The organism is Streptococcus sp. HMSC072D07 (assembly GCF_001814835.1).
GTDB lineage: Bacteria > Bacillota > Bacilli > Lactobacillales > Streptococcaceae > Streptococcus.
Window position 1 is genome coordinate 126,041 of the sequence record NZ_KV818036.1, and the last position, 22,681, is coordinate 148,721.

General features: G+C 42.8%; 28 protein-coding genes, 1 pseudogene and 2 other annotated features. Of the genes and pseudogenes, 2 read left to right on the forward strand and 27 right to left on the reverse strand.

Annotated features, from left to right (window positions below; all coding sequences use genetic code 11):
- Positions 1-124: 124 nt before the first annotated feature.
- From rplT to HMPREF2991_RS01305, 6 genes are all read right to left on the reverse strand, one after another.
- Positions 125-484 carry a 50S ribosomal protein L20 gene (gene rplT / locus HMPREF2991_RS01280; protein WP_000124830.1) on the reverse strand — a complete coding sequence of 120 codons (360 nt, stop codon included), beginning with the start codon at positions 482-484 and terminating at the stop codon, positions 125-127.
- A gap of 51 nt (positions 485-535) precedes the next feature.
- Positions 536-736, reverse strand: coding sequence for a 50S ribosomal protein L35 (gene rpmI, locus HMPREF2991_RS01285; RefSeq protein ID WP_001125942.1), 201 nt, complete (start codon positions 734-736; stop codon positions 536-538).
- A 32-nt stretch (positions 737-768) separates the two neighbouring features.
- On the reverse strand, positions 769-1,299 hold the full coding sequence (gene infC, locus HMPREF2991_RS01290) for a translation initiation factor IF-3 (protein WP_000848184.1): 531 nt from the start codon (positions 1,297-1,299) through the stop codon (positions 769-771).
- Between the two features lie 15 nt (positions 1,300-1,314).
- Positions 1,315-1,446, reverse strand: a sequence feature (ribosomal protein L20 leader region).
- A 72-nt stretch (positions 1,447-1,518) separates the two neighbouring features.
- Complete coding sequence (locus HMPREF2991_RS01295; RefSeq protein WP_070568826.1) at positions 1,519-3,759, reverse strand: DNA internalization-related competence protein ComEC/Rec2; 2,241 nt, start codon at positions 3,757-3,759, stop codon at positions 1,519-1,521.
- Complete coding sequence (locus HMPREF2991_RS01300; RefSeq protein ID WP_070568829.1) at positions 3,743-4,393, reverse strand: helix-hairpin-helix domain-containing protein; 651 nt, start codon at positions 4,391-4,393, stop codon at positions 3,743-3,745. Before HMPREF2991_RS01300 ends, HMPREF2991_RS01295 begins: the two co-directional genes overlap by 17 nt.
- A 66-nt stretch (positions 4,394-4,459) precedes the next feature.
- Positions 4,460-5,029 carry a GNAT family N-acetyltransferase gene (locus tag HMPREF2991_RS01305; protein ID WP_070568832.1) on the reverse strand — a complete coding sequence of 190 codons (570 nt, stop codon included), beginning with the start codon at positions 5,027-5,029 and terminating at the stop codon, positions 4,460-4,462.
- 175 nt (positions 5,030-5,204) lie between these two features.
- On the opposite strand from HMPREF2991_RS01305, the gene ald reads away from it, so the two are divergent.
- Entirely contained in the window at positions 5,205-6,317 is a 1,113-nt protein-coding gene (gene ald / locus HMPREF2991_RS01310; RefSeq protein WP_070683223.1) for an alanine dehydrogenase, read from the forward strand.
- 52 nt (positions 6,318-6,369) lie between these two features.
- Here the strand turns inward: ald and HMPREF2991_RS01315 are convergent, their stop codons facing one another.
- The 17 genes from HMPREF2991_RS01315 to HMPREF2991_RS01395 all read right to left on the reverse strand — a co-directional run bounded on the left by HMPREF2991_RS01315 (position 6,370) and on the right by HMPREF2991_RS01395 (position 20,451).
- Positions 6,370-7,356, reverse strand: a complete 987-nt coding sequence (locus tag HMPREF2991_RS01315; RefSeq protein ID WP_070568838.1) for a PhoH family protein — start codon at positions 7,354-7,356, stop codon at positions 6,370-6,372.
- An 80-nt stretch (positions 7,357-7,436) separates the two neighbouring features.
- Positions 7,437-7,652, reverse strand: a complete 216-nt coding sequence (locus tag HMPREF2991_RS01320) for a YozE family protein (protein ID WP_033681906.1) — start codon at positions 7,650-7,652, stop codon at positions 7,437-7,439.
- The gene (locus HMPREF2991_RS01325) at positions 7,649-8,254 is read right to left on the reverse strand and encodes a GrpB family protein (protein ID WP_070568841.1); all 606 of its coding nucleotides are present in this window, start codon (positions 8,252-8,254) and stop codon (positions 7,649-7,651) included. Before HMPREF2991_RS01325 ends, HMPREF2991_RS01320 begins: the two co-directional genes overlap by 4 nt.
- Positions 8,255-8,265: 11 nt before the next feature.
- Positions 8,266-9,120 (reverse strand): RNA-binding virulence regulatory protein CvfB, encoded by an 855-nt coding sequence (gene cvfB / locus HMPREF2991_RS01330; protein WP_001095464.1) that lies wholly within the window; start codon positions 9,118-9,120, stop codon positions 8,266-8,268.
- A 59-nt stretch (positions 9,121-9,179) separates the two neighbouring features.
- The gene (gene frr, locus HMPREF2991_RS01335) at positions 9,180-9,737 is read right to left on the reverse strand and encodes a ribosome recycling factor (protein WP_001262235.1); all 558 of its coding nucleotides are present in this window, start codon (positions 9,735-9,737) and stop codon (positions 9,180-9,182) included.
- Between the two features lie 7 nt (positions 9,738-9,744).
- Entirely contained in the window at positions 9,745-10,482 is a 738-nt protein-coding gene (gene pyrH / locus HMPREF2991_RS01340) for a UMP kinase (RefSeq protein ID WP_000002996.1), read from the reverse strand.
- 83 nt (positions 10,483-10,565) lie between these two features.
- Positions 10,566-11,900: a methylenetetrahydrofolate--tRNA-(uracil(54)-C(5))-methyltransferase (FADH(2)-oxidizing) TrmFO gene (gene trmFO / locus HMPREF2991_RS01345; RefSeq protein ID WP_000083705.1), complete on the reverse strand. Its 1,335-nt coding sequence runs from the start codon at positions 11,898-11,900 to the stop codon at positions 10,566-10,568.
- Positions 11,901-12,033: 133 nt separating this feature from the next.
- Positions 12,034-12,912 (reverse strand): 16S rRNA (cytidine(1402)-2'-O)-methyltransferase, encoded by an 879-nt coding sequence (gene rsmI, locus HMPREF2991_RS01350; protein WP_070568844.1) that lies wholly within the window; start codon positions 12,910-12,912, stop codon positions 12,034-12,036.
- A gap of 2 nt (positions 12,913-12,914) precedes the next feature.
- Positions 12,915-13,232, reverse strand: coding sequence for a DNA replication initiation control protein YabA (gene yabA / locus HMPREF2991_RS01355; protein WP_000358229.1), 318 nt, complete (start codon positions 13,230-13,232; stop codon positions 12,915-12,917).
- 39 nt (positions 13,233-13,271) lie between these two features.
- A complete protein-coding gene (locus HMPREF2991_RS01360; protein ID WP_070568847.1) occupies positions 13,272-14,162 on the reverse strand; it encodes a DNA polymerase III subunit delta' in 891 nt (296 codons plus the stop codon).
- A complete protein-coding gene (gene tmk / locus HMPREF2991_RS01365) occupies positions 14,159-14,797 on the reverse strand; it encodes a dTMP kinase (protein WP_070568849.1) in 639 nt (212 codons plus the stop codon). The genes HMPREF2991_RS01360 and tmk overlap by 4 nt, the downstream gene beginning before the upstream one ends.
- Positions 14,798-14,911: 114 nt before the next feature.
- Complete coding sequence (proC, locus tag HMPREF2991_RS01370; RefSeq protein WP_070568852.1) at positions 14,912-15,709, reverse strand: pyrroline-5-carboxylate reductase; 798 nt, start codon at positions 15,707-15,709, stop codon at positions 14,912-14,914.
- 3 nt (positions 15,710-15,712) lie between these two features.
- Positions 15,713-16,975, reverse strand: coding sequence for a glutamate-5-semialdehyde dehydrogenase (locus HMPREF2991_RS01375; RefSeq protein ID WP_070683224.1), 1,263 nt, complete (start codon positions 16,973-16,975; stop codon positions 15,713-15,715).
- A 9-nt stretch (positions 16,976-16,984) separates the two neighbouring features.
- Entirely contained in the window at positions 16,985-18,094 is a 1,110-nt protein-coding gene (gene proB / locus HMPREF2991_RS01380; protein WP_061414596.1) for a glutamate 5-kinase, read from the reverse strand.
- Positions 18,095-18,195: 101 nt separating this feature from the next.
- Entirely contained in the window at positions 18,196-19,095 is a 900-nt protein-coding gene (locus tag HMPREF2991_RS01385; protein WP_070683228.1) for an RluA family pseudouridine synthase, read from the reverse strand.
- A complete protein-coding gene (gene lspA, locus HMPREF2991_RS01390; RefSeq protein ID WP_000745683.1) occupies positions 19,079-19,546 on the reverse strand; it encodes a signal peptidase II in 468 nt (155 codons plus the stop codon). Before lspA ends, HMPREF2991_RS01385 begins: the two co-directional genes overlap by 17 nt.
- Positions 19,543-20,451: a LysR family transcriptional regulator gene (locus tag HMPREF2991_RS01395; protein ID WP_001025724.1), complete on the reverse strand. Its 909-nt coding sequence runs from the start codon at positions 20,449-20,451 to the stop codon at positions 19,543-19,545. Before HMPREF2991_RS01395 ends, lspA begins: the two co-directional genes overlap by 4 nt.
- On the opposite strand from HMPREF2991_RS01395, the pseudogene HMPREF2991_RS11105 reads away from it, so the two are divergent.
- Positions 20,444-20,515 (forward strand): annotated as a pseudogene (locus tag HMPREF2991_RS11105) (AraC family transcriptional regulator); the annotation flags it as partial. The gene HMPREF2991_RS01395 and the pseudogene HMPREF2991_RS11105 overlap by 8 nt on opposite strands.
- Before the next feature lie 164 nt (positions 20,516-20,679).
- Here HMPREF2991_RS11105 and rpmA read toward each other — a convergent pair.
- The 4 genes from rpmA to HMPREF2991_RS01415 form a co-directional block, all read right to left on the reverse strand.
- Positions 20,680-20,973 carry a 50S ribosomal protein L27 gene (rpmA, locus tag HMPREF2991_RS01400; RefSeq protein ID WP_000916509.1) on the reverse strand — a complete coding sequence of 98 codons (294 nt, stop codon included), beginning with the start codon at positions 20,971-20,973 and terminating at the stop codon, positions 20,680-20,682.
- Positions 20,974-20,989: 16 nt separating this feature from the next.
- Positions 20,990-21,334: a ribosomal-processing cysteine protease Prp gene (locus HMPREF2991_RS01405; protein ID WP_000613705.1), complete on the reverse strand. Its 345-nt coding sequence runs from the start codon at positions 21,332-21,334 to the stop codon at positions 20,990-20,992.
- A 15-nt stretch (positions 21,335-21,349) separates the two neighbouring features.
- The gene (gene rplU, locus HMPREF2991_RS01410; RefSeq protein WP_000109141.1) at positions 21,350-21,664 is read right to left on the reverse strand and encodes a 50S ribosomal protein L21; all 315 of its coding nucleotides are present in this window, start codon (positions 21,662-21,664) and stop codon (positions 21,350-21,352) included.
- Between the two features lie 34 nt (positions 21,665-21,698).
- Positions 21,699-21,786: a sequence feature (ribosomal protein L21 leader region), on the reverse strand.
- A 69-nt stretch (positions 21,787-21,855) separates the two neighbouring features.
- Positions 21,856-22,536 (reverse strand): YoaK family protein, encoded by a 681-nt coding sequence (locus HMPREF2991_RS01415; RefSeq protein ID WP_042902406.1) that lies wholly within the window; start codon positions 22,534-22,536, stop codon positions 21,856-21,858.
- Between the last annotated feature and the right edge of the window lie 145 nt (positions 22,537-22,681).

Consider the following 22,681-nt stretch of genomic DNA (forward strand, 5'->3'; position numbering starts at 1 on the left):
CCTATTTTCTTTGAAAAAATCTGTGATTTACTCTTTAAAATAGAAAATCATTTATGGTAAATAAAAAAGTTTCACCCTACTCTTACGGTAAAGACCACGAGAGTAAGAATGAAACAGTTAATCATTATTTACCAAGTTTTGCTTTAGCTGCATCTGCAAGAGCTGTGAAAGCTGCTGCATCGTTAACAGCCAAGTCAGCAAGCATTTTACGGTTAACTTCGATTTCAGCCAATTTCAAACCATGCATCAATTGTGAGTATGAAAGTCCGTTCAAACGAGCTGCCGCATTGATACGAGTGATCCACAATTTACGGAAGTCACGTTTTTTCTGACGACGGTCACGGTATGCATAGTAGTAAGAGTTCATTACTTGTTCTTTTGCAGTACGGAACAAGATGTGTTTAGCTCCATAGTAACCTTTTGCTAATTTAAGAATACGTTTACGACGTTTGCGTGATACAACGCCACCTTTAACACGTGCCATGTTTTATTTCCTCCAAATATTTCCTAGAATTGTTTACTTACTGTTAGGCTATTATTTCAAGCGAGTAAGCATTGCTTTGATACGTTTGAAATCTCCTGAATGCACCATAGATGCTTTACGAAGATGACGACGTTGTTTCTTAGTTTTTCCGTGGAAACGGTGAGAAGTGTAAGCACGGAAACGTTTAAGTCCACCAGAACCTGTACGTTTGAAACGTTTAGCTGATGCGCGGTGTGTTTTTTGTTTTGGCATGATTTTTTCTCCTTTATTTAACTTTCTGACAATTATTTTTTGTCAGTTGCTGGCGCCAACTGCATGAACATTTGGCGTCCATCCATCTTAGCTCGTTGTTCGATGATCGCAATATCTTGTGTTGCTTCAGCAAACTCGGCTAAAACTTTTGCACCAATCTCTTTATGGGTGATCATACGCCCTTTAAAGCGAATGGATACCTTAACTTTATTTCCTTTTTCAAGGAACTTGCGTGCATTGCGAAGTTTTGTGTCAAAGTCACCCTTGTCAATAGTTGGACTCAGACGAACTTCTTTCACAGTAACAACACTTTGTTTTTTACGTTGTTCTTTTTGCTTTTTCTGATACTCAAATTTGAACTTACCGTAGTCCATAATTTTAGCAACAGGTGGCTTTGCTTGGGGTTGGATCAATACTAAGTCAACATTTGCACTATCAGCTAATGCTTGCGCTTCACTGAGTGGCTTGATGCCTAGCTGTTCTCCCTCAAGACCGATCAAGCGAACTTCACGTACACGAATTTCATCATTGATGAATAAGTCTTGCTTTGCTATGGTTTTCACCTCTTTTTTATTATTAGAGAAAAACAATAGCGGACTCGTAATAATACAAGCCCGCACGTTATGATAGCGTTTCTTAGAAACTTTTCATCCGTAGGGCCAGGCAACTTGATGTCACAAGGCGAGAAGCTCTCACTTCTGCTTTTCTCAACTTTTATATGATACCAAGTTTTCTATCCCTTGTCAAGATAAAAAGTCAATTTTTCGAAAAGTTTGTCTATCTTATCGAACCGTTTCAATTCGCCAACTATTCCATCCTTTAAAGCGGATAGCTCCTTGCTGGTCAGTTCGATAAATCTTACTCTTGATGGATTCTAGTCGTGTCAAGGTTTCCTGATGGGGGAGTTTGGCACGATTGTTCTTACCCACTGAAATGAGAGTAATCTCTGGGTTGAGTTTTTCTAGAAAAGCTGGATTTGATGATATTTTAGCACCATGCTGGCCTGCTTTCAAGACATCCACCTCTAAATCAGGGTATTGCTTTAGAAGATCCTTCTCTCCCTTCTCTTTCAAATTTCCTGTGAAGAGAAAGTGCTTATCCAAAAGTTTCCCATAAAGAATCAGGGAACCATCACGATCCCCATCTCCAATCTGCCTTGGAGATAGGACTTCTAACTGACTTCCAAAAATCGAAAAATTATCCCCCTCTGTCACACTGCGCACCTTAGTTTGACTTGCTTCTAATTCTGCCACAAATTCCTTCTGTGTCAGACTTCCTTTTGATACTAAAATCTCCCCGACATGGAAAGCCTTGGTCACCTCCAGTAAATCACCAACATGCTCCTTGTCTGTATTGGTCAAAATCAGCTGGTCAATCTTGTCTACTCCTCGACTTTTAAGATAGGGAATCAAGGTTCTCTGGGCATTGCTGGTTGTCGCCTTTTCTTGCCAAGCCTCGATTTTCTTACTAGCTTCTACCTTACCACCAACATCTATGAGAATAGTTTTCCCATTCACATCCCGTAGGAAAATACTTTCTCCTTGCCCCACATCCAGCATGGTGATTTCATTTTCCAGTGGATGCTTGGTCAAGAAAAAGAGCCCCACAATAAAGAGACTGAATACTGCTAGTCTTTTAATGTTTTTCCTCATATCATATAGCAAGGCTAATGAAATTAAGAGGAGAATCAACAGCCATGTGGTGGGTTGACCAAGGACCAGGGGCCTACTTGCCAGCTGCGATACCAAGCGAATGATGCCCTCCAACCACTCAAAGACAAAGTTAAACTGAGTGACTGGGTAAACGAAGGACAGAATGAATAAGATGGACAAAAGTGGCAAGAAGACCACATCAAACAGAAAGGAAAATACAAAGGTCAAAAGGATAGACCAAGGCTGAAATTCTGCAAAATAGAAGGATAGAATAGGCAATATTCCCAAGGAAATGACCAGACTTTCTCCAGCAACAGCCTTGATCCCATCGCCTTCTTTGCTAGTCATGGTCAAGATAAAAGCATAGGCACAGGACAAGACACCTCCTGCCGTCAGGAAAAAGTTGGGCATGATGATAAAGAGGACAAGCACCGTCAAGGCAAAATTATCCAAACCCTTGTAGCCATGTTGGGCCAGTAACTTTTGCAAGAGACTACGAATGACCGATGCTGAAAATCCTGTCAGACCTACATAGATAAGGGAAAAGGGATAGGTCAGCCACTTCAACTTTTCTTGGGTCAAGCTCAATCGTAAGAGGAGTTTCTTAAAGGCATCCATAAAGAAGCCCACCTGCATACCTGATAAGGCAAAAAGATGGATAATTCCAAGACTGGAATAAAGCTCATTCATCTCCTCGAAGTCCGTATCTAGATGTCCTAGTAACAGCCCTGTCATGTAGTTGCGCATAGGGTCTGGAAAGTGCGTCTTAATCCAAACTACAGCCTTTCGACGTAAACTAGACAGATTTTCTCTTATATCCCAACTGCTAACCTGTTTCATTGACTGGATACTCTTGATAGTCAAAGTTTGGTAAATCCCTTGAGTCTTCAGATAGGCTTGGTAGTTAAAGCCACCAAAATTCCTCTGCCCTTCGGGTTCCGAAAGTTTTCCTTCTAGTTCAATCTCGTGAAGGTCTGTTAAGGCCTGAAAGAGCTCTTTCTCCTCCTCAGACTGGAGTTTATAGTAAACTTGGAAGGTGCGGCCCTCAGCCTTGCCCCGAAAGGACAGACTATCTCCATTGACCTTAATAGTGTCAGGCAAAATCCGTACCCTTTCAGCAGAATCCACTAGGTTCTGACTAGCTTGACTCTGTTGCCAGTTTTGAAACAGAAACCAAAATCCAAAAACTCCACAAATCGCTAGAACTTTACCGGCCGATTTCCAAGGAAATTGGAAAAAGAGACAGACAAGCAAAAAAACAAAACCTAGCAGTGCGAGATAGGACGCTCCAAAAATGGCGTAGTAAAGCCACAGTAACAGAAAACTCAGATAGATTAGAGGGATAGGGAAATTCTTAATCCACTGTGACATAATCTTTTAGCTTTTCTATGGTCTTAGCGCCAATGCCAGAGACCTTCTTTAATTCATCCACCGACTTGAATTTGCCATTCGCCTCACGATGGTCGATAATATCCTGGGCTCGTTTTCCTCCCAAGCCTTTGACCTGCTTGAGTTCTTCCAGACTAGCTTTATTGAGGTTGACCTTCTTTTCTTTACTTGACGAAGGAGTCGTTCCAGAGGCAGCCTGCTGACTAGCTGCTTCTTCTCCCTTACTTGGAACATAGACAAGAGTCTCGTCACTGACTTTCTGAGCGAGATTGAGCGACTTGCTGTCTGCTTGCTCTGTCAAGCCACCAGCTTTCTGAACGGCATCATGAACACGACTACCTACTGGCAAATCATAAATTCCTGGCGATTTGACAGCACCTTTGACATCCACTGTGATTAGATCTTGTTCAGGAGACTCTTCCTTTTCCTCCTTCTTCACTTCTTTTTCAGACGATGAATCCTTTGAAACGGCCGTGACTTCAGCCTGCAAATTTGTTTCTGTGACGGGTTTTTGTGTAGATGGCTTTAGCAGGAAAAAGCCGCCCAAGGCCAGACCCAAACAAGCACAGATGACAATGATTTTATACTCTTTTATTTTCTCGATAATTGCTTCCATATTTTCTCCTCTCTTAAGTTATTCGCAAGAGAAAGAAAAAAACAGCTGAAAAATCTTTTCAACTGCTTATTTATTTGCAAAATAGTCTTCCTTGGTTAAGACATAATAAACTCTTGTGATAATTCGACCTGGTTCTTTATTATCCATTCTGGCATAGGGTTCTTCGTGGGAAAAACGCATCCCAGATTTCTCCATGACCTTGCCAGATGCGGGATTGTCTTTGTCATGAAGAGCGGTCAACTTGTTCATTCCAATCTTCTCAAAAGCCAGCTCAATCACGGCGCGATTGGCTTCTGTCGTCAATCCTTGATTCCAATACTTTTGGTTGATAATGTAACCAATAGCTGCTTTTTTGAGAATGGGATCAATCTTGTGCAAATCAATAGTTCCAATAAACTGATCATTGCTTTTTAGTTCGATTCCCCACCGTCCCAAGGGATTAGCCAAGTAGAACTGAGCGATGTTGTTCTTGGTTTCTTCTAAGCTTTGATTTGTTGGAAAAGTATAGCGTGTATTTTCTCTGTCTGAGGCATACTCAAACATAGCTTCTGCATCGTCCAAAGTTACAGGTCGGAGCAATAAACGCTCCGTTTCTATAGATGGATACTGGGCAAATTTCACAAATATTGATTCCATACTTTTCCCTCCATTAGAGCTCGATTCTCACTAGTCTAGCATAAATAAATTTGAATGACAAGTTTTTCTTGATTTTTGAAGCGGTTTCATATACAATAAAACCATCACATTTTTGATTTATGGAATGGAATGTGACAACCAAAACAATCCGACAATTGAAAGGTAGGTTATCTATATGTTAATCGGAATCCCAAAAGAAATTAAAAATAACGAAAACCGTGTCGCCCTCACACCTGCTGGTGTTCATAGCTTAGTTTCTCGTGGACATCGTGTCCTCATCGAAACAAATGCTGGTCTCGGTTCAGGATTTACTGATGCTGACTATCAAAAGCAAGGAGCTGAGATTGTCGCTACTGCTGCAGAAGCATGGGCTGCCGAGTTGGTCGTGAAAGTAAAAGAACCACTAGCTTCTGAATATGCTTATTTGCGCGACGATCTTCTCCTCTTCACCTACTTGCACATGGCCGCTGCGCCAGAATTAGCAGATGCCATGCTAGCAGCAAAAACAACAGGAATTGCCTATGAAACTGTTCGTGACAATCAAGGACAACTACCTCTCCTCGTTCCTATGAGTGAGGTTGCCGGCCGTATGGCTGTTCAAATCGGAGCTCACTTCCTTACTAAGCAAGCTGGTGGTTCTGGTGTCCTACTAGGTGGTGTACCAGGCGTTCCAAAAGGAAAAGTAACCATCATCGGTGGTGGTGTCGTCGGTACACATGCTGCCCGCATCGCCCTTGGTCTTGGTGCTCAAGTGACTATTTTAGATATCAGTGCTAAGCGTCTCTCAGTTCTAGAAGAAGTCTTTGGAAACCAAATCCAAACTCTTATGTCTAATTCTTTCAACATTGAAGCAAGTGTGAGAGATGCTGATGTGGTGATTGGGGCGGTTCTCATCCCTGGTGCCAAGGCTCCGAAATTGGTGACAGATGAGATGGTCAAACAAATGCGTCCAAGCTCTGTCATTGTTGACGTTGCCGTTGACCAAGGTGGCGTTATCGAAACAGCTGACCGTGTGACAACACACGATGAACCTGTTTATGAAAAACACGGTGTTCTCCACTATGCCGTTGCCAATATCCCTGGTGCGGTTGCCCGTACTTCAACCATCGCCCTAACCAATGTCACTCTTCCTTATATCGAAGCTCTTGCTGGCAAAGGATTCGCACAAGCAATTGCTGAAGATGAGGGCTTGCGTCAAGGTGTGACCACTTATCAAGGTTACTTAACTAGCCTCCCAGTTGCTCAAGGCCTCGATAAAGAGCACACGTCTATCGACGAACTTGTTTAAAGCTAGACACTCATTAAAAAAGAGCAGTTCAAATCTGAACTGCTTTTTTTTGCTATTCTGTCTCTTCCTTCTTTTCTTCATTTTTAACTGAAGCTGGTTCATAAGCTCGAATAATCTGAGCGACAACTGGATGACGAACCACATCCTTAGCTGAAAAATGAACAAAGTCGATTTGGTGAATGTTCTTGAGCTTTTCTTGAGCATCAATCAAACCTGACTTAACATTGCGTGGCAGGTCAATCTGACTGATATCTCCATTGACAATCATCTTGGAATTAAAGCCTAAACGAGTCAGGAACATCTTCATCTGCATGATGGTCGTATTTTGTGCCTCATCGAGAATGACAAAAGCATCGTCCAAGGTCCGCCCACGCATGTAGGCAAGAGGCGCGATTTCGATAATTTCACGCTCCATGAGACGGGTCGTCTGATCTTTGCCGAGAATCTGATACAAGGCATCGTAAACTGGTCGAAGATAAGGATCCACCTTCTCCTTGAGATCACCTGGAAGAAATCCTAGACTCTCACCTGCTTCCACTGCTGGACGAGTAAGGATAATCCGCTTGACTTGCCCACGTTTAAGGGCAGTTACTGCCAAGGTCACTGCAAGAAAGGTCTTCCCTGTCCCTGCTGGTCCGATTCCAAAGGTCACATCATGCTGTTTGACACTGTCCACATAAAGTTTTTGACCCAAGGTTTTGACACGAATCGGCTTCCCTGTATTGTCTTTGATAATTTCTTCTTCGTAAAGGGCGACAAACTTGTCGATTTCATCGTTTTTGACCATGCCAATCGCAGTCACCACATCTGGTGTCCCAACTGTCATCCCCCGATTCACCAAGACCATCAAAGCCTGGATAACCTGACGGGCTTCTTCACAGGCAGTCTCTTCTCCGATAACCTGGACAATCTCCGTACGAGCATGAATCACCACATCGAGCTCTTCTTCCATCAAACGAAGATGGCGCTCATTGGAACCAAAAAGATGGAACAAGTCATCTGGGTGACTTAGTTGAATATCTATTGAATGTTCCTTCAAATAAAGAACCTCTCTAATCCGTTTATTTCTTTTTATTATAGCAAAGAGAACAATAAAATACTAGCCTCATCTCATTGTCTCTAGTGTTCTAAGTATTCTTGCCAGATGGCGTCAAAGTCTCCTAGGTTAAAAGAGAAGCTGGCATGCTCCTCCAAAAAGCGACTCACCTCATCAAAATCATCCGTGTGTTTTGGAAAAGCTGACTCCTCAAAAGCAAGATCTGCCAAGATGGCTTTGAGGCTATTACTTTTAGGATTGCGCTCGGTCATGAGCCAAGTGTAAAATGATTTTCTCAATTCTTTCTCCTATCAAGACTTTTTTGATAAAACTTTTCTGATTCTTGAAAATTACTGGACTTAGCCTCTGAAACGTAGTGGTTTATAAAATCCGTTTTCGCATCAGTATAGGCGTCTCGATTGTGTTCAAATTGTTTCCACAAACTGAGTTTTAATTCCTGATACGCTTGGGCAATATCTGGATGCTGGCATAGATAATCTCTAAAATAAATCTCGTCATGATCTCCCGTCATTCGCAAATGTAAATGAAAAACTTTCTCGGCAAATCCCTGCTCTGTATAGCCTTTATTTAGCGAAATCCTGTTAGGACTCTCCGACATCACTAGCCAACCATTCTTCATCAATAAATCCCTAACTCTTGCTAAATCCTCTATTCTACCTACTTCTAACAGAATATCAACGATATTCTTGGCCCAAATATTAGGGATAGCAGTGCTACCGATATGTTCTATTCTTTTAATAACATTTGCACCCAATATTCTTTTCAGATTTGCTTTTTCCGATTCATACCAGTCTTTCCACTCTGACTTGTGCTCTACTAGAAAAATAGGAAAAAGTTGCCAGAGTTCCTCTAAACTCATTTCTTCAAGTTTCTTTATCATGTCTATAAGACCTAAATCAACTCTGTCCCAAACTGGTCTTGCTTGATTTTGCCAGCCTTCATCAAGCCACCGAGTGCTTTCTTGAACTGACCTTTAGAGATACCAAAGGTTGCCTTGATATCGTCAGGAGATGACTTATCATTCAAGGTCATGAAACCGCCATTGCTTTCCAAGTAGGTCAAAATCATCTGGGCATCATTTTCCAACATTTCAAAAGAACGTGGTTTGAGGGAGAGGTTAAGAGTACGGTCCACTTCACGGAAACCGATGACACGCGCATCTAACACTTGCCCCAAACGTGGCTCTGCGTAGCGTTCACTTGGGTGAATGAAACCAAGCATGTTATTCTCTGGTAGGTAAACAAATGTTCCTGACAGCTTGAGACGGTAAACAATGGCTGGCCAGTTTTGGTTCTGCATGTTGTTGTAAGCAGGACGAGCCAGACGTTGGAAGTCTTCCTGATACGCCAAAAGTCCCCAGATTCGGTCTTTCTTGTCCACTTCAAGACGGATGTAAAGTTTATCACCTTTCTTAGGCCAGAGTTCCTTGAGCTCAGGGAGGATATCGAGTGACACAACGATTTCCTTATCAGGTAGACCGGTATCGACAAAGACACCCAAGTCCTTTCGAACTTCTGTTACGGTTCCCCAACCAAATTGGTCCTGAGTCGCAGTAACTTCTTGAGTGGTCAAGCGGAGTTTTTGCTTCATATCCGTGTAGGCAAAACCTTTGACCGTATCCCCTACTGTATGTTGACCTTCTTCTTTAGCAAGAGCATAGGTCTGACCATCCTTTTGCACAAAGTAAAAACGGTCATTTTCATCGATGATGAGTCCAACGATAAAACTTGCAAGATTTGTATTCATATTTCCTTCTTTCGAATAAAACTCAGCCAGCAATGCCAACTGAGTTTTTCTGTTTATTTTTAGACTTCCAAGATTTCTTTTTCTTTATTGGCAGTCATGTCGTCGATGTGTTTCACAGCATCGTCTGTTACTTTTTGAATATCTTTTTCAAGAGTCTTCAATTCGTCTTCAGTGATTTCTTTTGCTTTTTCTTGTTTCTTAGCTTCATCCATAGCATCACGACGGATATTGCGGACAGCCACTTTAGCATTTTCACCGACCTTCTTCACTTCTTTGGCAAGGTCACGACGAGTTTCTTCTGTAAGAGCTGGGATAACCAAGCGGATCACAGAACCGTCATTAGCTGGTGTAATACCAAGATCAGAAGCGTTCAAGGCACGTTCGATGTCTTTCAATGAAGACTTGTCAAATGGTGTTACCAACAAGACACGCGCTTCTGGAATAGTAATTGAAGCGATTTGGTTAAGAGGAGTTTCAACTCCATAGTATTCTACGTGGATACGGTCTAGCAAGCTTGCGTTGGCACGACCGGCACGGATACCTCCAAATTCACGAGCAAGTGATTGGTGAGACTGGGTCATTCTCTCTTTAGCTTTTTCTACAATTGCGTTAGCCATAATTTTCTTATTCCTTTTCTTCGATATTGTTTGAAACTGTTGTTCCGATATTTTCACCAAATACGACACGTTTGATGTTGCCTGGTTGGTTCATGTTAAAGACAACCAAGTCAATGTCGTTGTCCATAGAGAGGGTTGAAGCTGTTGAATCCATGATACGAAGACCTTTGTTGATAACGTCACGGTGGGTCAATTCTTCAAATTTAACAGCTGTCTTGTCTTTCTTAGGATCGGCATTGTAAACACCATCTACGCCATTTTTAGCCATAAGAATGGCATCCGCTTCGATTTCAGCTGCACGAAGGGCTGCTGTTGTATCTGTTGAGAAGTAAGGTGAACCAATTCCAGCACCAAAGATAACAATACGGCCTTTTTCAAGGTGACGAAGGGCACGTCCACGTACATAAGGTTCTGCCACTTGTTGCATGGCAATGGCTGTTTGTACACGCGTATCGACACCAACTTGTTGCAATGAATCTGCCATCACAAGAGCATTCATCACGGTCCCAAGCATTCCAGTGTAATCTGCCTGAACACGGTCCATTCCTGCTTCTGCAGCAGGTTCCCCACGCCAGAGATTTCCTCCACCAATAACAAGGGCAATTTCGATACCTAAGCTATGAACTTCTTGAATCTCTTTTGCGATTGTTTGAACTGTTTGGATATCAATCCCTACGCCACGTTCACCGGCAAGGGCTTCACCTGATAACTTGATTAAAATACGTTTATACTTGGGATTCGCCATTTTTACTCTCCTTTTTTTATCCTACCTATTTTATCACAATTTCTAAGATTTTTATAGTATCATGAGCAATTCTTTGAAAAAAATTAGACTGTTAAAAATTCCTCTAAGTCGGTAAGAGCACGCTCTGCAATTTTTTCATAACGAGCCTTCTTATCACGGATACGCTCGCCATCCAATTCCTTGATAATCCCAAAATTGACATTCATGGGCTGGAAATGCTTGCTGTCCGCATGAGTGATGTAATGAGCCAGACTTCCAATCGCTGTGGTCTCTGGGAAGATAGCTTCACTTTCACCCTTAAAGAGACGAGCTGCGTTAATACCTGCAACCAAGCCTGAAGCTGCTGACTCAACATAGCCTTCTACACCCGTCATTTGACCAGCAAAGAAAAGGTTTGGCTGTTTCTTAGAACGATAGGTCTGCTCCAGAAGATTTGGTGAATCCATGTAAGAATTGCGGTGCATGACCCCATAGCGAACAAACTCCGCATTTTCAAGACCTGGAATCATTTGGAAGACACGCTTTTGTTCTCCCCATTTGAGGTGGGTCTGGAAACCGACGATATTGTAGAGGCTACCAGCCGCATTATCCTGACGAAGCTGGACAACTGCATACGGTGTTTTGAACTCCCCGTCACGAGGGCCTGTATAATCGTCTGGATACTCCAAACCGACTGGCTTCATCGGACCATAAAGCATGGTTTTAATGCCACGCTTAGCCATGACTTCGATAGGCATACAACCTTCAAAGTACTTTTCTTTTTCAAACGAATTGAGCGGGGCTTCTTCCGCATTGATCAATGCTTCATGGAAATCCATAAATTCTTGCTTGGTCATAGGGGCATTGAGGTAGGCTGCTTCTCCCTTGTCATAACGAGACTTGAGATAGACCTTGCTCATATCGATGGTATTGACATCGATAATCGGCGCCGCCGCATCGTAGAAATAGAAACCATCACCGTCATTAAGGGCATGAATCTTTTCAGCTAGGGCATCGCTGGTTAAAGGACCAGTAGCGACAACTGTAATAACATCAGTCGGCAATTCTGTAATTTCATCACGAACCACTTCAATCAAGGGGTGATTAGCCACTTTTTCAGTCACCATTTGAGAGAAACCATCACGGTCCACCGCAAGGGCTCCACCAGCAGGAACACGTGTAGCTTCAGCAGATTCCAAGATAACAGAACCCAAGCGACGCATTTCTTCCTTGAGAAGCCCAACTGCATTGGTCAAAGCATCCCCACGTAAGGAATTGGAACAAACCAATTCAGCAAAATTGTCTGTTTTGTGCTGTGGTGTTGACTTGACCCCACGCATTTCATAAAGTTTAACTGGAATACCGCGTTCTGCGATTTGGTAAGCTGCTTCAGAACCTGCCAAACCAGCACCGATAACATTGATATAAGATTGAGACACGACACTAATACCTCTTTGGGTGGAACCTAAGTTCATATCAAAACAAGCTACTAGACTGTTTGACACCCACAAATCTTTCTAATTTTTCTTCTACTAGTATAACAAAAAAAGGGAAGATGGCAAACTTCCCTGTTTAGTCATTTTCTTGATTTTCTTCCCATTCGTGGTAGGCGGCGTAGAGTTGGCTTTTATTCCACTGGTAGAGTTTCGCAACTTCCTTAATGGCTTGATTTTTCTTCATGCCTTGCTGGATACGAGATTGGATTTCTGAAAACAAGTCCTCCTCGTCCTTTTCCTCCACATCCTGACTGGCACCATCAACGATGAGAAGGCATTCACCCTTGAGTGGCGTTTCAGCAATACTTTCTAGTAGCTCTGAAATCTTTCCTCGTTGGTATTCTTCATAGATTTTGGTCAATTCCCTGACCAAGACTACCGAGCGGTCACCGTAGACTTCTAGCATATTTTCCAATGTATCTGATACACGGTGGGGCGATTCGTAGAAAATCTGAGTTTCTGGGTAATCTTTTTTTAAGTCGAAAAATTGCTTTTGCTGGCCTGATTTTCTCGGTAAGAAACCGTGAAAGATATGTGGTTGTGGAGCTAAACCACTGGCAATCAAAGCAGAAATCCCTGCAGAGGCACCCGGAACTGTCACTACTGCAATTTCTTCCTCAATAGCTGCCTTAACCAAATCATGACCAGGGTCCGAGATACTAGGCAGACCCGCATCGGATACCTGAGCGATACTTTGTCCTGCTTTCAAGAAACCAATCAAATCAGGAATTTTTTCCTTGGCATTGTGCTCGTGAAAACTAATCTGCTTGGTGGAAATGTCAAAATGCTTGAGCAAAAGTCCTGTATTGCGCGTGTCCTCAGCAGCAATCCAGTCCACCTCTTTCAAGGTCTGGATGGCACGAAAGGTCATGTCATCTAAATTGCCAATTGGCGTTGCCACTAGGTAAAGCTTGCCATAGGGAGACTGCCCCTTAAAACTTTTTTGAATCTGCATGCCTACTCCCTGTACAACAACTCGTCACAGAACATACATTCCTCGTCCTGCTCTCGGCGTTGGCCGTAAAAATCATTACATACGTGAAATCCGTCTTTATAGATTCGACGGACGCTTTCACGAACATGCTTAGCCTTGACGGGTGTATCTGCTTCTACCTCGCCCAAGCGTTCGCGCAACTTACTATTTTCCAAGCGAAGAGCTGTATTTTCCTCTACCAGGCTCTTGAGATTTTTCTTGATGGCTTCCACATCGGCCAAGGTCACCAGTAACTGTTGGGAAAAATCGTCTAGCGCATCAAATAATTCTTTCTTGTCCATAAACCAGCTCTTTCCTTTCTTTATCGTTCATTTTTTAGTTTATATTTCTTTCAAGACCAGATATTCCATGGCGTTTTGAAAGCTGACATTAGCCTGCCACATTTTTCTAGCTTCTAGTAAATCTTGAAAAATCTGTCGAATCCTTGCTTGCAATAGATCCTGTCCACAGAGGACTTCGAGGATTCGCAAGACCTGATCCTGCTTTTCCTTGTCATCTGCCAGACTAGCTAATTTAGCCACCTGCAAATAACTCTCTTTTTTCTTGGCTACTAACCAAGTCAGCAGGCGCTCACTTTCATCCACCAAGGTCCAAAAACTTGCTTGGTTTGCCAGTTTTTCTGCTTCAGCACGCGATTGACTAAACAGGGCTAAGAGAGTCGCTTTTTTCTTGACCAGACCTGCTTGTTCTAATTGATGGATGAGCTTTTCTTCTTGCTTTTTAAAGTGAAAAATCTGGGTCCGACTACGGATGGTCGGTAAAATTTTTTCCTCATCACTAGTTAAGAAGAAAATGTAAACTTCACTCTGGGGTTCTTCGATGACCTTGAGCAGAGAGTTAGCTGCGTTGGGATGCATTTTCTCCGCCTGCTCGATAATAAAAACCTGCTGCTGGCTTTCAATCCCTGCTTGAGAAAATTGTCCCACCAATTCACGAATACGTTCTGTCTTGATGACCTGATTGACTGGCTTAATCAAGGTAACATCTGGAAACTCTTCCTGTTCAATCAGCTTGCAGTTTCGGCATTTCTCACATGGTAAAACGCCTACTTTATCCGTACAAAAGAGGCTCTTAGCCAAAAACTGCGCCATTTCCAAGCTTCCAAAGAAACCTGAAAAGAGATAGGCGTGATTGAGCTGGTCTTGTTCTAGGATACGGACAAAGCGGTCAAACTGGTCTGGCTGCCAAGCCTTTAATTCTTCTTGTTTCATTTAGCCAAGCCCATTCTATCAAACAAGACAGCCTTGGTAGTTTCCACAACTTGTTCCAAAGGGAGACTAGCATCAATCTTGACAATGCGATTTCCTTCTTTGTCCAGAAGAGAAAGGTAGCCTTGACGGACTTTTTTATGCAAGTCCAACCCTTCCAAGTCCAAACGATTGACCTCCCGGTCACTATTAGCAGCAATGCGAGCCAGTCCCTCTTCCACCTCAATGTCAAAATAAAGTGTCAAATCGGGTTTGAGGCCATCTGTAGCAAAATGATTGAGCCAGTCAATGGCTTCAATGTCCAAGCCACGACCAAATCCCTGATAAGCAACAGAACTATCGATGAAGCGGTCCATAATGACCAACTTGCCAGCTTCAAGGGCTGGAAGAACTTTTTCCACCAAATGCTGTCTGCGACTGGCGATATAGAGAAGGAGTTCTGTCTTAGCATCCATCTGAGTATGACTTGGATCTAAAATCACTTCCCGAATCTTCTCCCCAATCAAGACTCCGCCTGGCTCACGGGTCGTCAGCACCTCTACTCCGTTTTCCTCTAAAATTGGGAGTAGAGCCTCTAAAACACTGGTCTTGCCTGCTCCCTCTGGTCCCTCAAGAGAGACTAAAAATCCTTTTGACATGTCTAACTCATTTCTTTTTTACTACCTTCTATTCTATCAAAAAAATAGGTTTTTGTGACAATCTTTTTGTCTTCTCATTTCATGCACCATAAAAGAGGCAGTCAAAGCCACCTCTTATTTACCTAGTTCTTGTGTTCGTTTGTAAGCTTGACCAACTGCATCCATGACCGTTCCCCGAAAAGCATGCGCTTCTAAGCTCGCTACACCAGCGATAGTCGAACCGCCTGGGCTACAAACTTGGTCTTTCAATACTCCAGGATGCTCTTGGCTTTCTAGGACCAATTGTCCAGCGCCGACAACTGTTTGAGCCGCCATTTTCAATGCCGTTTCTCGTGGCAATCCTGTCTGTACACCCGCATCTGCTAAGGCCTCAATAAAGAGATAGACAAATGCCGGCCCACAACCTGCAAGACCTGTCGCTGCATCAATTAAGCTTTCCCCAAGTTCAACAAAGAGACCTGCCTTGGCTAACAGCTTACAAAAGAGCTCACTGTCCTCAGCCCTGCAATTAGGAGACAAGGCATAACTAATCACTCCTTGCCCGATAGAAGCAGGGGTATTTGGCATCATACGAATAATTCGATGTTGACTTGGGATAAGACTTGCTAGTTTTTCTAAAGTCAATCCAGCTGCCATGGAAATCAAAAGAAGACTCTCTCGTTTTTCAAGAATGGTCTGATAGTGAGAAAGCAGTTCAGAAAACTGAGCAGGCTTAACTCCTAGAAAAATCACACCTGCTTCTGCGAAGATTTCGTCATTGCTGGAAGCCTGACCACCAAAGTTAGCAATGAAAGCATCTACTTTTGCTTGACTACGATTGGCAAGGAGAATCTGAGCACCCGACTTGGCCTGCAAAACAGCCTTAGCCAAGCTAGCACCCATATTCCCCAAACCGATAAATCCAATCTTCATCTCTTACTCCCTTATCTGTCCGTCACCAGTAACCACATACTTGTAGCTGGTCAACTCTTTCAAGCCCATAGGCCCACGCGCATGCAGTTTCTGAGTAGAAATCCCCATCTCACATCCAAGTCCAAACTGGCCCCCGTCAGTGAAACGCGTTGAGGCATTGACATACACCGCTGCTGAGTCCACTTGATCTGTAAAGTAAGCTGCAGCTTCAGCATTTTCCGTCACAATGGCATCCGAATGATGGGTACTGTGAGCTTCAATATGCGCAACTGCTTCTTCTAAACTGCTCACAACCTTAACCGCTAGGATATAATCTAAAAATTCGGTATTAAAGTCTTGAGCCTCAGCTGCTCGACCTGAAAGAGACTGACTTGCTTTCTCATCCAAGCGGAATTGAATTGGTTCCAATCCAGCTTCTTTACGCTCTGCAACCAGAACTTGTTCCAAGCGAGGAAGGAAGCTTGCTGCCTTGTCTTCATGAACTAGCAAGACCTCCATGGCATTGCAGACAGAAGGACGACTGGTTTTAGCATTGTTGATGATCGATAGAGCCTTGTCTTCATCGGCATCCTTGTCCACATAAACATGAACAATTCCAGTTCCTGTCTCAATAACAGGCACGATAGCATTTTCAACCACTGCATTGATCAAGCCAGCGCCTCCACGAGGAATGAGAAGGTCTAGATAACCCTTAGCCTTCATCATGGCATAGCTGCTTTCACGGCTAGTATCTTCTACTAGTTGAATCACCTCTGGATGAATGGTAGTCGTCTCCAAGCCCTTCTTTAAGGCTGTGACAATAGCATGAGCTGTTTGATAGGCATCCTTGCCACTACGAAGAACGACCGCATTGCCACTTTTGAGAGCCAAGGCAGCCGCATCAGACGTCACATTTGGACGGCTTTCATAGATAATACCAATAACCCCCATGGCCACACGCTTCTTAGTAATAACCAAGCCATTTTCAAGCTGACTTGTTTCTAGGACCTCACCAATAGGATCTGGTAAAGCAACCACTTCACGAATCCCTCTTGCCATCGCTTCTATACGTCCCGCATCCAAATAAAGACGGTCTAGCAAAACATCTGAGATTTTTCCCTTGGCCGCTTCCATATCGAGGGCATTGGCCGCTAAAATCTCCTCAGTAGCCGCCACTAAGTGATCAGCCATAGCTAGCAAGGCTTGGTTTTTCACTGCTTCGCTGGCAGTATTGATAGATTTCTTAACAGCCTGTACCTGTTCAAATTGTTCTTGTGTACTTACCATCGTTCACCTCTAAAATTCTGTAAAGAGCAGCTGGATTTCAGGAGTAATGGAAATCCAGTCATCACGGTGAATCAAGACTCCCTTAGCTTTTTGAGAACGGAGCATATCTTCTAGGGCTGAGACACCAAATTGGACACGTCCCTTTCCAAGAGATTGACCTGTTTCTTTATCTGCTACTGTTACAATATCGTGGTAAGAGAAGTTTCCTTCCACTTCTACCACACCCGATAAAAGGAGACTTTTCCCGTTTTTTGAAAGTGCCTCTGCAGCTCCACCATCTACCCAAATCGTTCCCTGACTTTGAGCATAGAAGGCCAGCCATTGTTTCTGGGTACGAAGTCCCTTCTCTTGCGCAACAAAGAAGGAACCATCCTTGGTCTCCTCCGCTGCCTCAATCAAGGCATCTGATTTCAAGGAGGAGCAAATATAGACTGGCACACCTGACTCCGTAGCAATCGTAGCAGCCTTGATTTTGGTCAGCATACCCCCAGTACCATTAGACGAACCTGCTCCACCAGCCATATCAATAATCTCACGATTGATAGTCTCGATTTTCTCCAAACGTTTGGCTGTTGGATCTGAGTTGGGATTTCCAGTATAGAGACCGTCCACATCAGTCAAGAGAACTAAAAGGTCCGCTTGGACCATAGCCGCTACCTGGGCACTCAGAGTGTCATTATCACCCACCTTGAGTTCGTCAATGACGACACTATCATTTTCATTGATGATGGGAATTGCACCACGATGAAGCAATACAGACAAGGCCTGATGGGCGTTCTTATAGCGACGTTTATCTACAAAATCATCCTGTGTCAGCAAGATTTGTGCAGAAACGATCTGGCGCATGAGGAGGTTGGTTGTATATTCCTCCAACAAAAGTCCCTGACCAACTGCAGCCGAAGCTTGTTTATCTGCAATCTTGGTCGGACGTTTTTTAAAACCCAAAGCTCCAAATCCAGCGGCAACTGCCCCAGATGACACTAAAATCAACTCATGTCCAGCCTCATGCAGCATAGCCAATTGCTGGGTAATTGCCTTTACTTTACTTCTTGATAAACTCCCGTCTTCATTTGTCAAGGAGGAGGTCCCCACCTTAAAGACGATTCGTTTGTACTTCATATTCTCACTCCGATTCTTCATATTTATCCATTATAACATGAATACTTTAAAATAGAAAAGACTTGAAATGAAAAAGGTTGAGACAAGACATCTCAACTCTTTTATCTATTCTCAGTTTTACGCAATCTTTCCAGCGTTTCTTTAAAAATCTCTGGAATATCTGCTGTGAACTCCAAGGTTTCACCTGTTCTCGGATGAGTAAAACCTAGAGTCTTGGCATGGAGAAATTGTCCATGTCCTTTCAGCGTTTTTCGAGGACCATAGACTTCATCACCAGCGACAGGATGGCCAATATAAGCCATATGAACACGGATTTGGTGGGTACGTCCTGTTTCCAGTTGCAACTCCACTAAGCTATAATCTCCAAAGCGTTCCAAAACATGAAAACGTGTTACGGCAGGCTTCCCTTTAGCAGTCACTGCCTGTTTCTTACGATCTTTTTCACTACGACCAATCGGAGCTTCAATCACACCACGATCATTGGGAAGATTGCCATGAACAATCGCCCAGTATTTACGGAGAGACTTCTTGTCCTTGAGTTCTTGCGCGAGTGCTAAGTGGGCCTCGTCATTCTTCGCAATCATAAGGAGACCAGACGTGTCCTTGTCAATGCGGTGAACGATACCCGGTCGAAGAACACCATTGATACCTGACAAGTCCTTGATATGGTACATGAGGGAATTGACCAAGGTTCCGCTAGTATGACCAGCGCTGGGATGAACCACCATCCCTTGAGGTTTGTTAACAACGGCTACATCCTCATCTTGGTAGATAATCTCGAGTGGCAGATTCTCAGCCACATACTCTAAAACCTCTGGTTCTGGCACATGGTAGGTGACGATATCCCCCTCTTGGACAGTGTATTTGGCTTTCTTAGCTTGCCCATTAACCAAGACTTGTCCAGCCTTGATTTGTTCATTCGCGAGACTGCGTGACAATTCTGTCAGGTCCGACAGAGCCTTGTCTAGACGTTGCCCACCAGTTTCAATTTTTATTTCCATTTACTTCCTCTTTAAGCATTGCAATCAATAAAACAATGACACCAACTGTCAAATAACTGTCAGCAACATTGAAAATCGCAAAGTTGATAAAGTCTAGGTGAAACATATCCACCACAAAACCTTGACTCATTCTGTCGATAAAGTTGCCCAGACCTCCCGCTATTATCAAAGTCAGTCCAAAAACCAACCAGAGAGAATCCTCCATGTGTTTATGTAGATACCAAATGGCACCTACCATGACGACCAGTGTAATGACAGCAAATAACCACTGCTGATCTTGTAGCATGGAGAAGGCTGCTCCTCTATTTTGCAGATAGGTCAAGCTAACGAGATTTGGGATCCACGAACGCACTTCACCCAGTGGAATCTGCTGGACAACATAATTTTTGACCAACTGATCCAGCCCAATCAAAAGCAGTACAATGACTGCTACTATTCCTCTTTTTTTCATGATTTCCTCTTTTGATCAAAATATTCTTGCATGACTTCTACGAAAAGAGTCCCAGCTTGGCTAAGCTCCACTTCTTCCCGTTTGACATAGACCATGCGATTATCTAGATTATCCTTGAGACGAATGACTGTGATTCCATTGACACTGTCACTATCTAAAAATCCTGAACCTGTCGCATAGGCATCCGTTCGCTCCAAAATACCATTCAAAGTAGCACGGTCGGTCACATTAAACATCTGCGAGCTCGCGCTGGTGTCGACAAAGTTCTCTGAATAGTAAAGGTACTCATCCTTTTCCTGAGTAAAACGAACCGTTGGTAAATCCGCTAAATCCTCCATGACCAATTCCTCTTTCTGTGCTAAAGGATGCCCTTCACGAAGATAAATGTGAGTCTGGAAAGGAATTAGTTCAATAACTTCTAAACCAAGCTTTTCAACCCGTTGCATGATGCCCTTTCTATTTTGATTGTTGAGGTAGATAATCCCAATCTCACTATGTCCTTGGGCCACTTCGTCTAAGATTTGAACTGTAGTAGACTCAAAAATACGAAAGTTCTTGTAGTCAGGATAACGTTCCGAAAAGGCCGTAATGGTTGGTGGCAAGAAGTCATAGTGCTGGCTGGCAATGGAAAATTCATCCTTTTCTTCCTCAGGATTGGCATACTGATTCTGAAAAACATCAAATCCTTTGACCAATTCCTGCGCTTTCTCATAAAATTCCATACCACGACGGGTCAAAAAAGTCCCCGAACTCGTCCGACGGAAAATTTTAAAGCCTAACTCTTTTTCCAAATCGCGAACAGAAATAGATAGACTTGGCTGACTAACATACATCTTTTCAGCAGCTTCACGGAAAGTACCACTATTGGCAATGGCCACAACATAGCGTAATTGTTGAATGTTCATCTTTTACCCCCAACTTCTCTATCTGTTCATTATACCATATTTCAGAACTTTTCCACCTAGGAAAAATAATGTCGCTCATAAAATTCATCTACACTAGTAACAAAGAATTATGGGTATTAAAACAAAAAATAGGCTCTCCGAAAACTCGGAAAGCCTGATTTTATGCTACTTGTAGCTTCCTCGCCTTTTCATTTTAAGGCTCGGGATAAAAAGGTTCACTGAACCTTTTTATTTTGCGATTGGGTAAACAGAAACTTGTTTTTTATCGCGTCCTTTACGTTCAAAGCGTACTACGCCTTCAACTTTAGCGAACAAAGTATCGTCTCCACCACGTCCAACGTTTACACCTGGGTAGATGTGTGTACCACGTTGACGGTAAAGGATTGATCCACCTGTTACAGTTTGTCCGTCAGCTGCTTTAGCTCCAAGACGTTTCGCTTGTGAATCACGTCCGTTTGATGTAGAACCTCCACCTTTTTTGTGGGCGAAAAGTTGCAAGTTGTTAAGAGTCATTTTTAACATAATGTTTTCCTCCGTGTTAGTTTTCTGTGATAACTCTGGTTTGGACGAACTCAGAAGAGTTCTCCGATAAGTTTGCCATACCTAAGAAAAATGATTCGAAGAATAACTGGGTCATTTCTCTCTGGTGTGAAGGAAGATCCGCTGGTATTTCAACCTTTAGATAGCCACCTTCATCTTCGTTTAATTCTAAGATTGGTTCGTAGCCTGCAAATTTCTCAATGGAATTGACAAAGTTAATGGCAAGCGTAGAAACCGATGCACACACGACATCTAAGCCGTATTCGCCACTTTCGGCGTGTCCAGTAATTTCCGCACTCCTCAGCTCGCCATCTTCGGCTCTCTCAAAGACTGCTTGTATCATGTGTTCTCCTTAAAATTAAGCGTTGATCGCGTTGATGACAACTTTTGTATATGGTTGACGGTGACCTTGTTTACGGTGGCTACCTTTTTTAGGTTTGTACTTGTAAGTAACAACTTTCTTTTGTTTTCCTTGTTTTTCAACAGTTCCAACTACAGTAGCTCCAGCAACAAGTGGAGTTCCGACAACAGTGTTTTCACCACCAACAAGAACAACTTCGTTAAAAGTAACTTCTTGACCAGCTTCAACGTTCAATTTTTCAACGTAAACTGCTTGACCAACTTCAACTTTAACTTGTTTTCCGCCAGTTTTGATAATTGCGTATGTGCTCATTATGCACCTCCTATGATTTTTAGGGTTTCCCCGTATTTTTGTGAAGACTCGCCTAGCATCGTGGGACGAACCACTTTATACTCACTATGTGAGCAACGATGTTCGTGCGGTTGCACAGGATTGTGCATAGTCAACTCTTCAAGTATAGCATATCTTCTTTTTTCTTACAAGTAAAATCAATTAAAATTAAGCTATTTCTCTCCTTTTTTTCTCCAAGAAGCAAAAAGCATACTGAAATAAAAGATACTCATCATAAGGGGAACACCTAGAATTGTCTTCTCCTGATAATAAATCGTCAAATAAGCTGAAAAAACAACTCCGAAGACAAAACTGCTAAGCAAGCTAACAAAAATCAAGCCCTCTCGTAGGAAAGGCGTATGCTTAGTCCGGAAATAATCTCCAAAAGCCAACATGGTACGTTTAATATTCCCGGTCATAAAAGCATTATTATAGGCAATACCTGACACTTCTCCAAAAGCAGTTGTCACCAGACCCATACAAAAGGCCAAGGGCGGTACGAGATAGATATTATCAACCGATTGCGGCACAAAGCCTATAATTAGGGACAGGACTGCAAGAGGAATCAAGGACAAAATCGGCTTTTTAACAATTCGTAGTTTTTCCTTATACAATGTCAGAAAAAAGACACCCATCATAAAGAAAAGCAAGGTCATTACTTTAGCACTAGCATCCGATACATTTTGTTGAATGAGTCCTACAGAAAGAAAAACCACATTCCCAGTTTGTCCAGCCACAAGGGTATTCCCTCGCACGATAAAGGTATAGGCATCAACATATCCTGCACAAAAAGTCAAAAAAAGTGCTAGTCGCTTAGACTGACGTGATATTTTCCTTATTGGTAATAATCTCATTTTCTCCCCCTTTTCATTTCATCTACCTATCTAAATATTGTACCACTTTCTCCAAGAAATGCGTACTCCATTTGAAAATTTTTACCATCTGTTGGATAGTCCTTCTTTTCTATGTTATAATGAAGGAAGGATTTGAAGTCGGAAA

Bases quoted from the DNA above. Each gene is read 5' to 3' on its own strand.
- rplT (WP_000124830.1), bottom strand. From the start codon at position 484: ATGGCACGTGTTAAAGGTGGCGTTGTATCACGCAAACGTCGTAAACGT.
- rpmI (WP_001125942.1), bottom strand. From the start codon at position 736: ATGCCAAAACAAAAAACACACCGCGCATCAGCTAAACGTTTCAAACGT.
- HMPREF2991_RS01295 (WP_070568826.1), bottom strand. From the start codon at position 3,759: ATGTCACAGTGGATTAAGAATTTCCCTATCCCTCTAATCTATCTGAGT.
- HMPREF2991_RS01300 (WP_070568829.1), bottom strand. From the start codon at position 4,393: ATGGAAGCAATTATCGAGAAAATAAAAGAGTATAAAATCATTGTCATC.
- HMPREF2991_RS01305 (WP_070568832.1), bottom strand. From the start codon at position 5,029: ATGGAATCAATATTTGTGAAATTTGCCCAGTATCCATCTATAGAAACG.
- ald (WP_070683223.1), top strand. From the start codon at position 5,205: ATGTTAATCGGAATCCCAAAAGAAATTAAAAATAACGAAAACCGTGTC.
- HMPREF2991_RS01325 (WP_070568841.1), bottom strand. From the start codon at position 8,254: ATGATAAAGAAACTTGAAGAAATGAGTTTAGAGGAACTCTGGCAACTT.
- cvfB (WP_001095464.1), bottom strand. From the start codon at position 9,120: ATGAATACAAATCTTGCAAGTTTTATCGTTGGACTCATCATCGATGAA.
- frr (WP_001262235.1), bottom strand. From the start codon at position 9,737: ATGGCTAACGCAATTGTAGAAAAAGCTAAAGAGAGAATGACCCAGTCT.
- pyrH (WP_000002996.1), bottom strand. From the start codon at position 10,482: ATGGCGAATCCCAAGTATAAACGTATTTTAATCAAGTTATCAGGTGAA.
- rsmI (WP_070568844.1), bottom strand. From the start codon at position 12,912: ATGCAGATTCAAAAAAGTTTTAAGGGGCAGTCTCCCTATGGCAAGCTT.
- yabA (WP_000358229.1), bottom strand. From the start codon at position 13,232: ATGGACAAGAAAGAATTATTTGATGCGCTAGACGATTTTTCCCAACAG.
- HMPREF2991_RS01360 (WP_070568847.1), bottom strand. From the start codon at position 14,162: ATGAAACAAGAAGAATTAAAGGCTTGGCAGCCAGACCAGTTTGACCGC.
- tmk (WP_070568849.1), bottom strand. From the start codon at position 14,797: ATGTCAAAAGGATTTTTAGTCTCTCTTGAGGGACCAGAGGGAGCAGGC.
- proC (WP_070568852.1), bottom strand. From the start codon at position 15,709: ATGAAGATTGGATTTATCGGTTTGGGGAATATGGGTGCTAGCTTGGCT.
- HMPREF2991_RS01375 (WP_070683224.1), bottom strand. From the start codon at position 16,975: ATGGTAAGTACACAAGAACAATTTGAACAGGTACAGGCTGTTAAGAAA.
- proB (WP_061414596.1), bottom strand. From the start codon at position 18,094: ATGAAGTACAAACGAATCGTCTTTAAGGTGGGGACCTCCTCCTTGACA.
- HMPREF2991_RS01385 (WP_070683228.1), bottom strand. From the start codon at position 19,095: ATGGAAATAAAAATTGAAACTGGTGGGCAACGTCTAGACAAGGCTCTG.
- lspA (WP_000745683.1), bottom strand. From the start codon at position 19,546: ATGAAAAAAAGAGGAATAGTAGCAGTCATTGTACTGCTTTTGATTGGG.
- HMPREF2991_RS01395 (WP_001025724.1), bottom strand. From the start codon at position 20,451: ATGAACATTCAACAATTACGCTATGTTGTGGCCATTGCCAATAGTGGT.
- rpmA (WP_000916509.1), bottom strand. From the start codon at position 20,973: ATGTTAAAAATGACTCTTAACAACTTGCAACTTTTCGCCCACAAAAAA.
- HMPREF2991_RS01405 (WP_000613705.1), bottom strand. From the start codon at position 21,334: ATGATACAAGCAGTCTTTGAGAGAGCCGAAGATGGCGAGCTGAGGAGT.
- rplU (WP_000109141.1), bottom strand. From the start codon at position 21,664: ATGAGCACATACGCAATTATCAAAACTGGCGGAAAACAAGTTAAAGTT.
- HMPREF2991_RS01415 (WP_042902406.1), bottom strand. From the start codon at position 22,536: ATGAGATTATTACCAATAAGGAAAATATCACGTCAGTCTAAGCGACTA.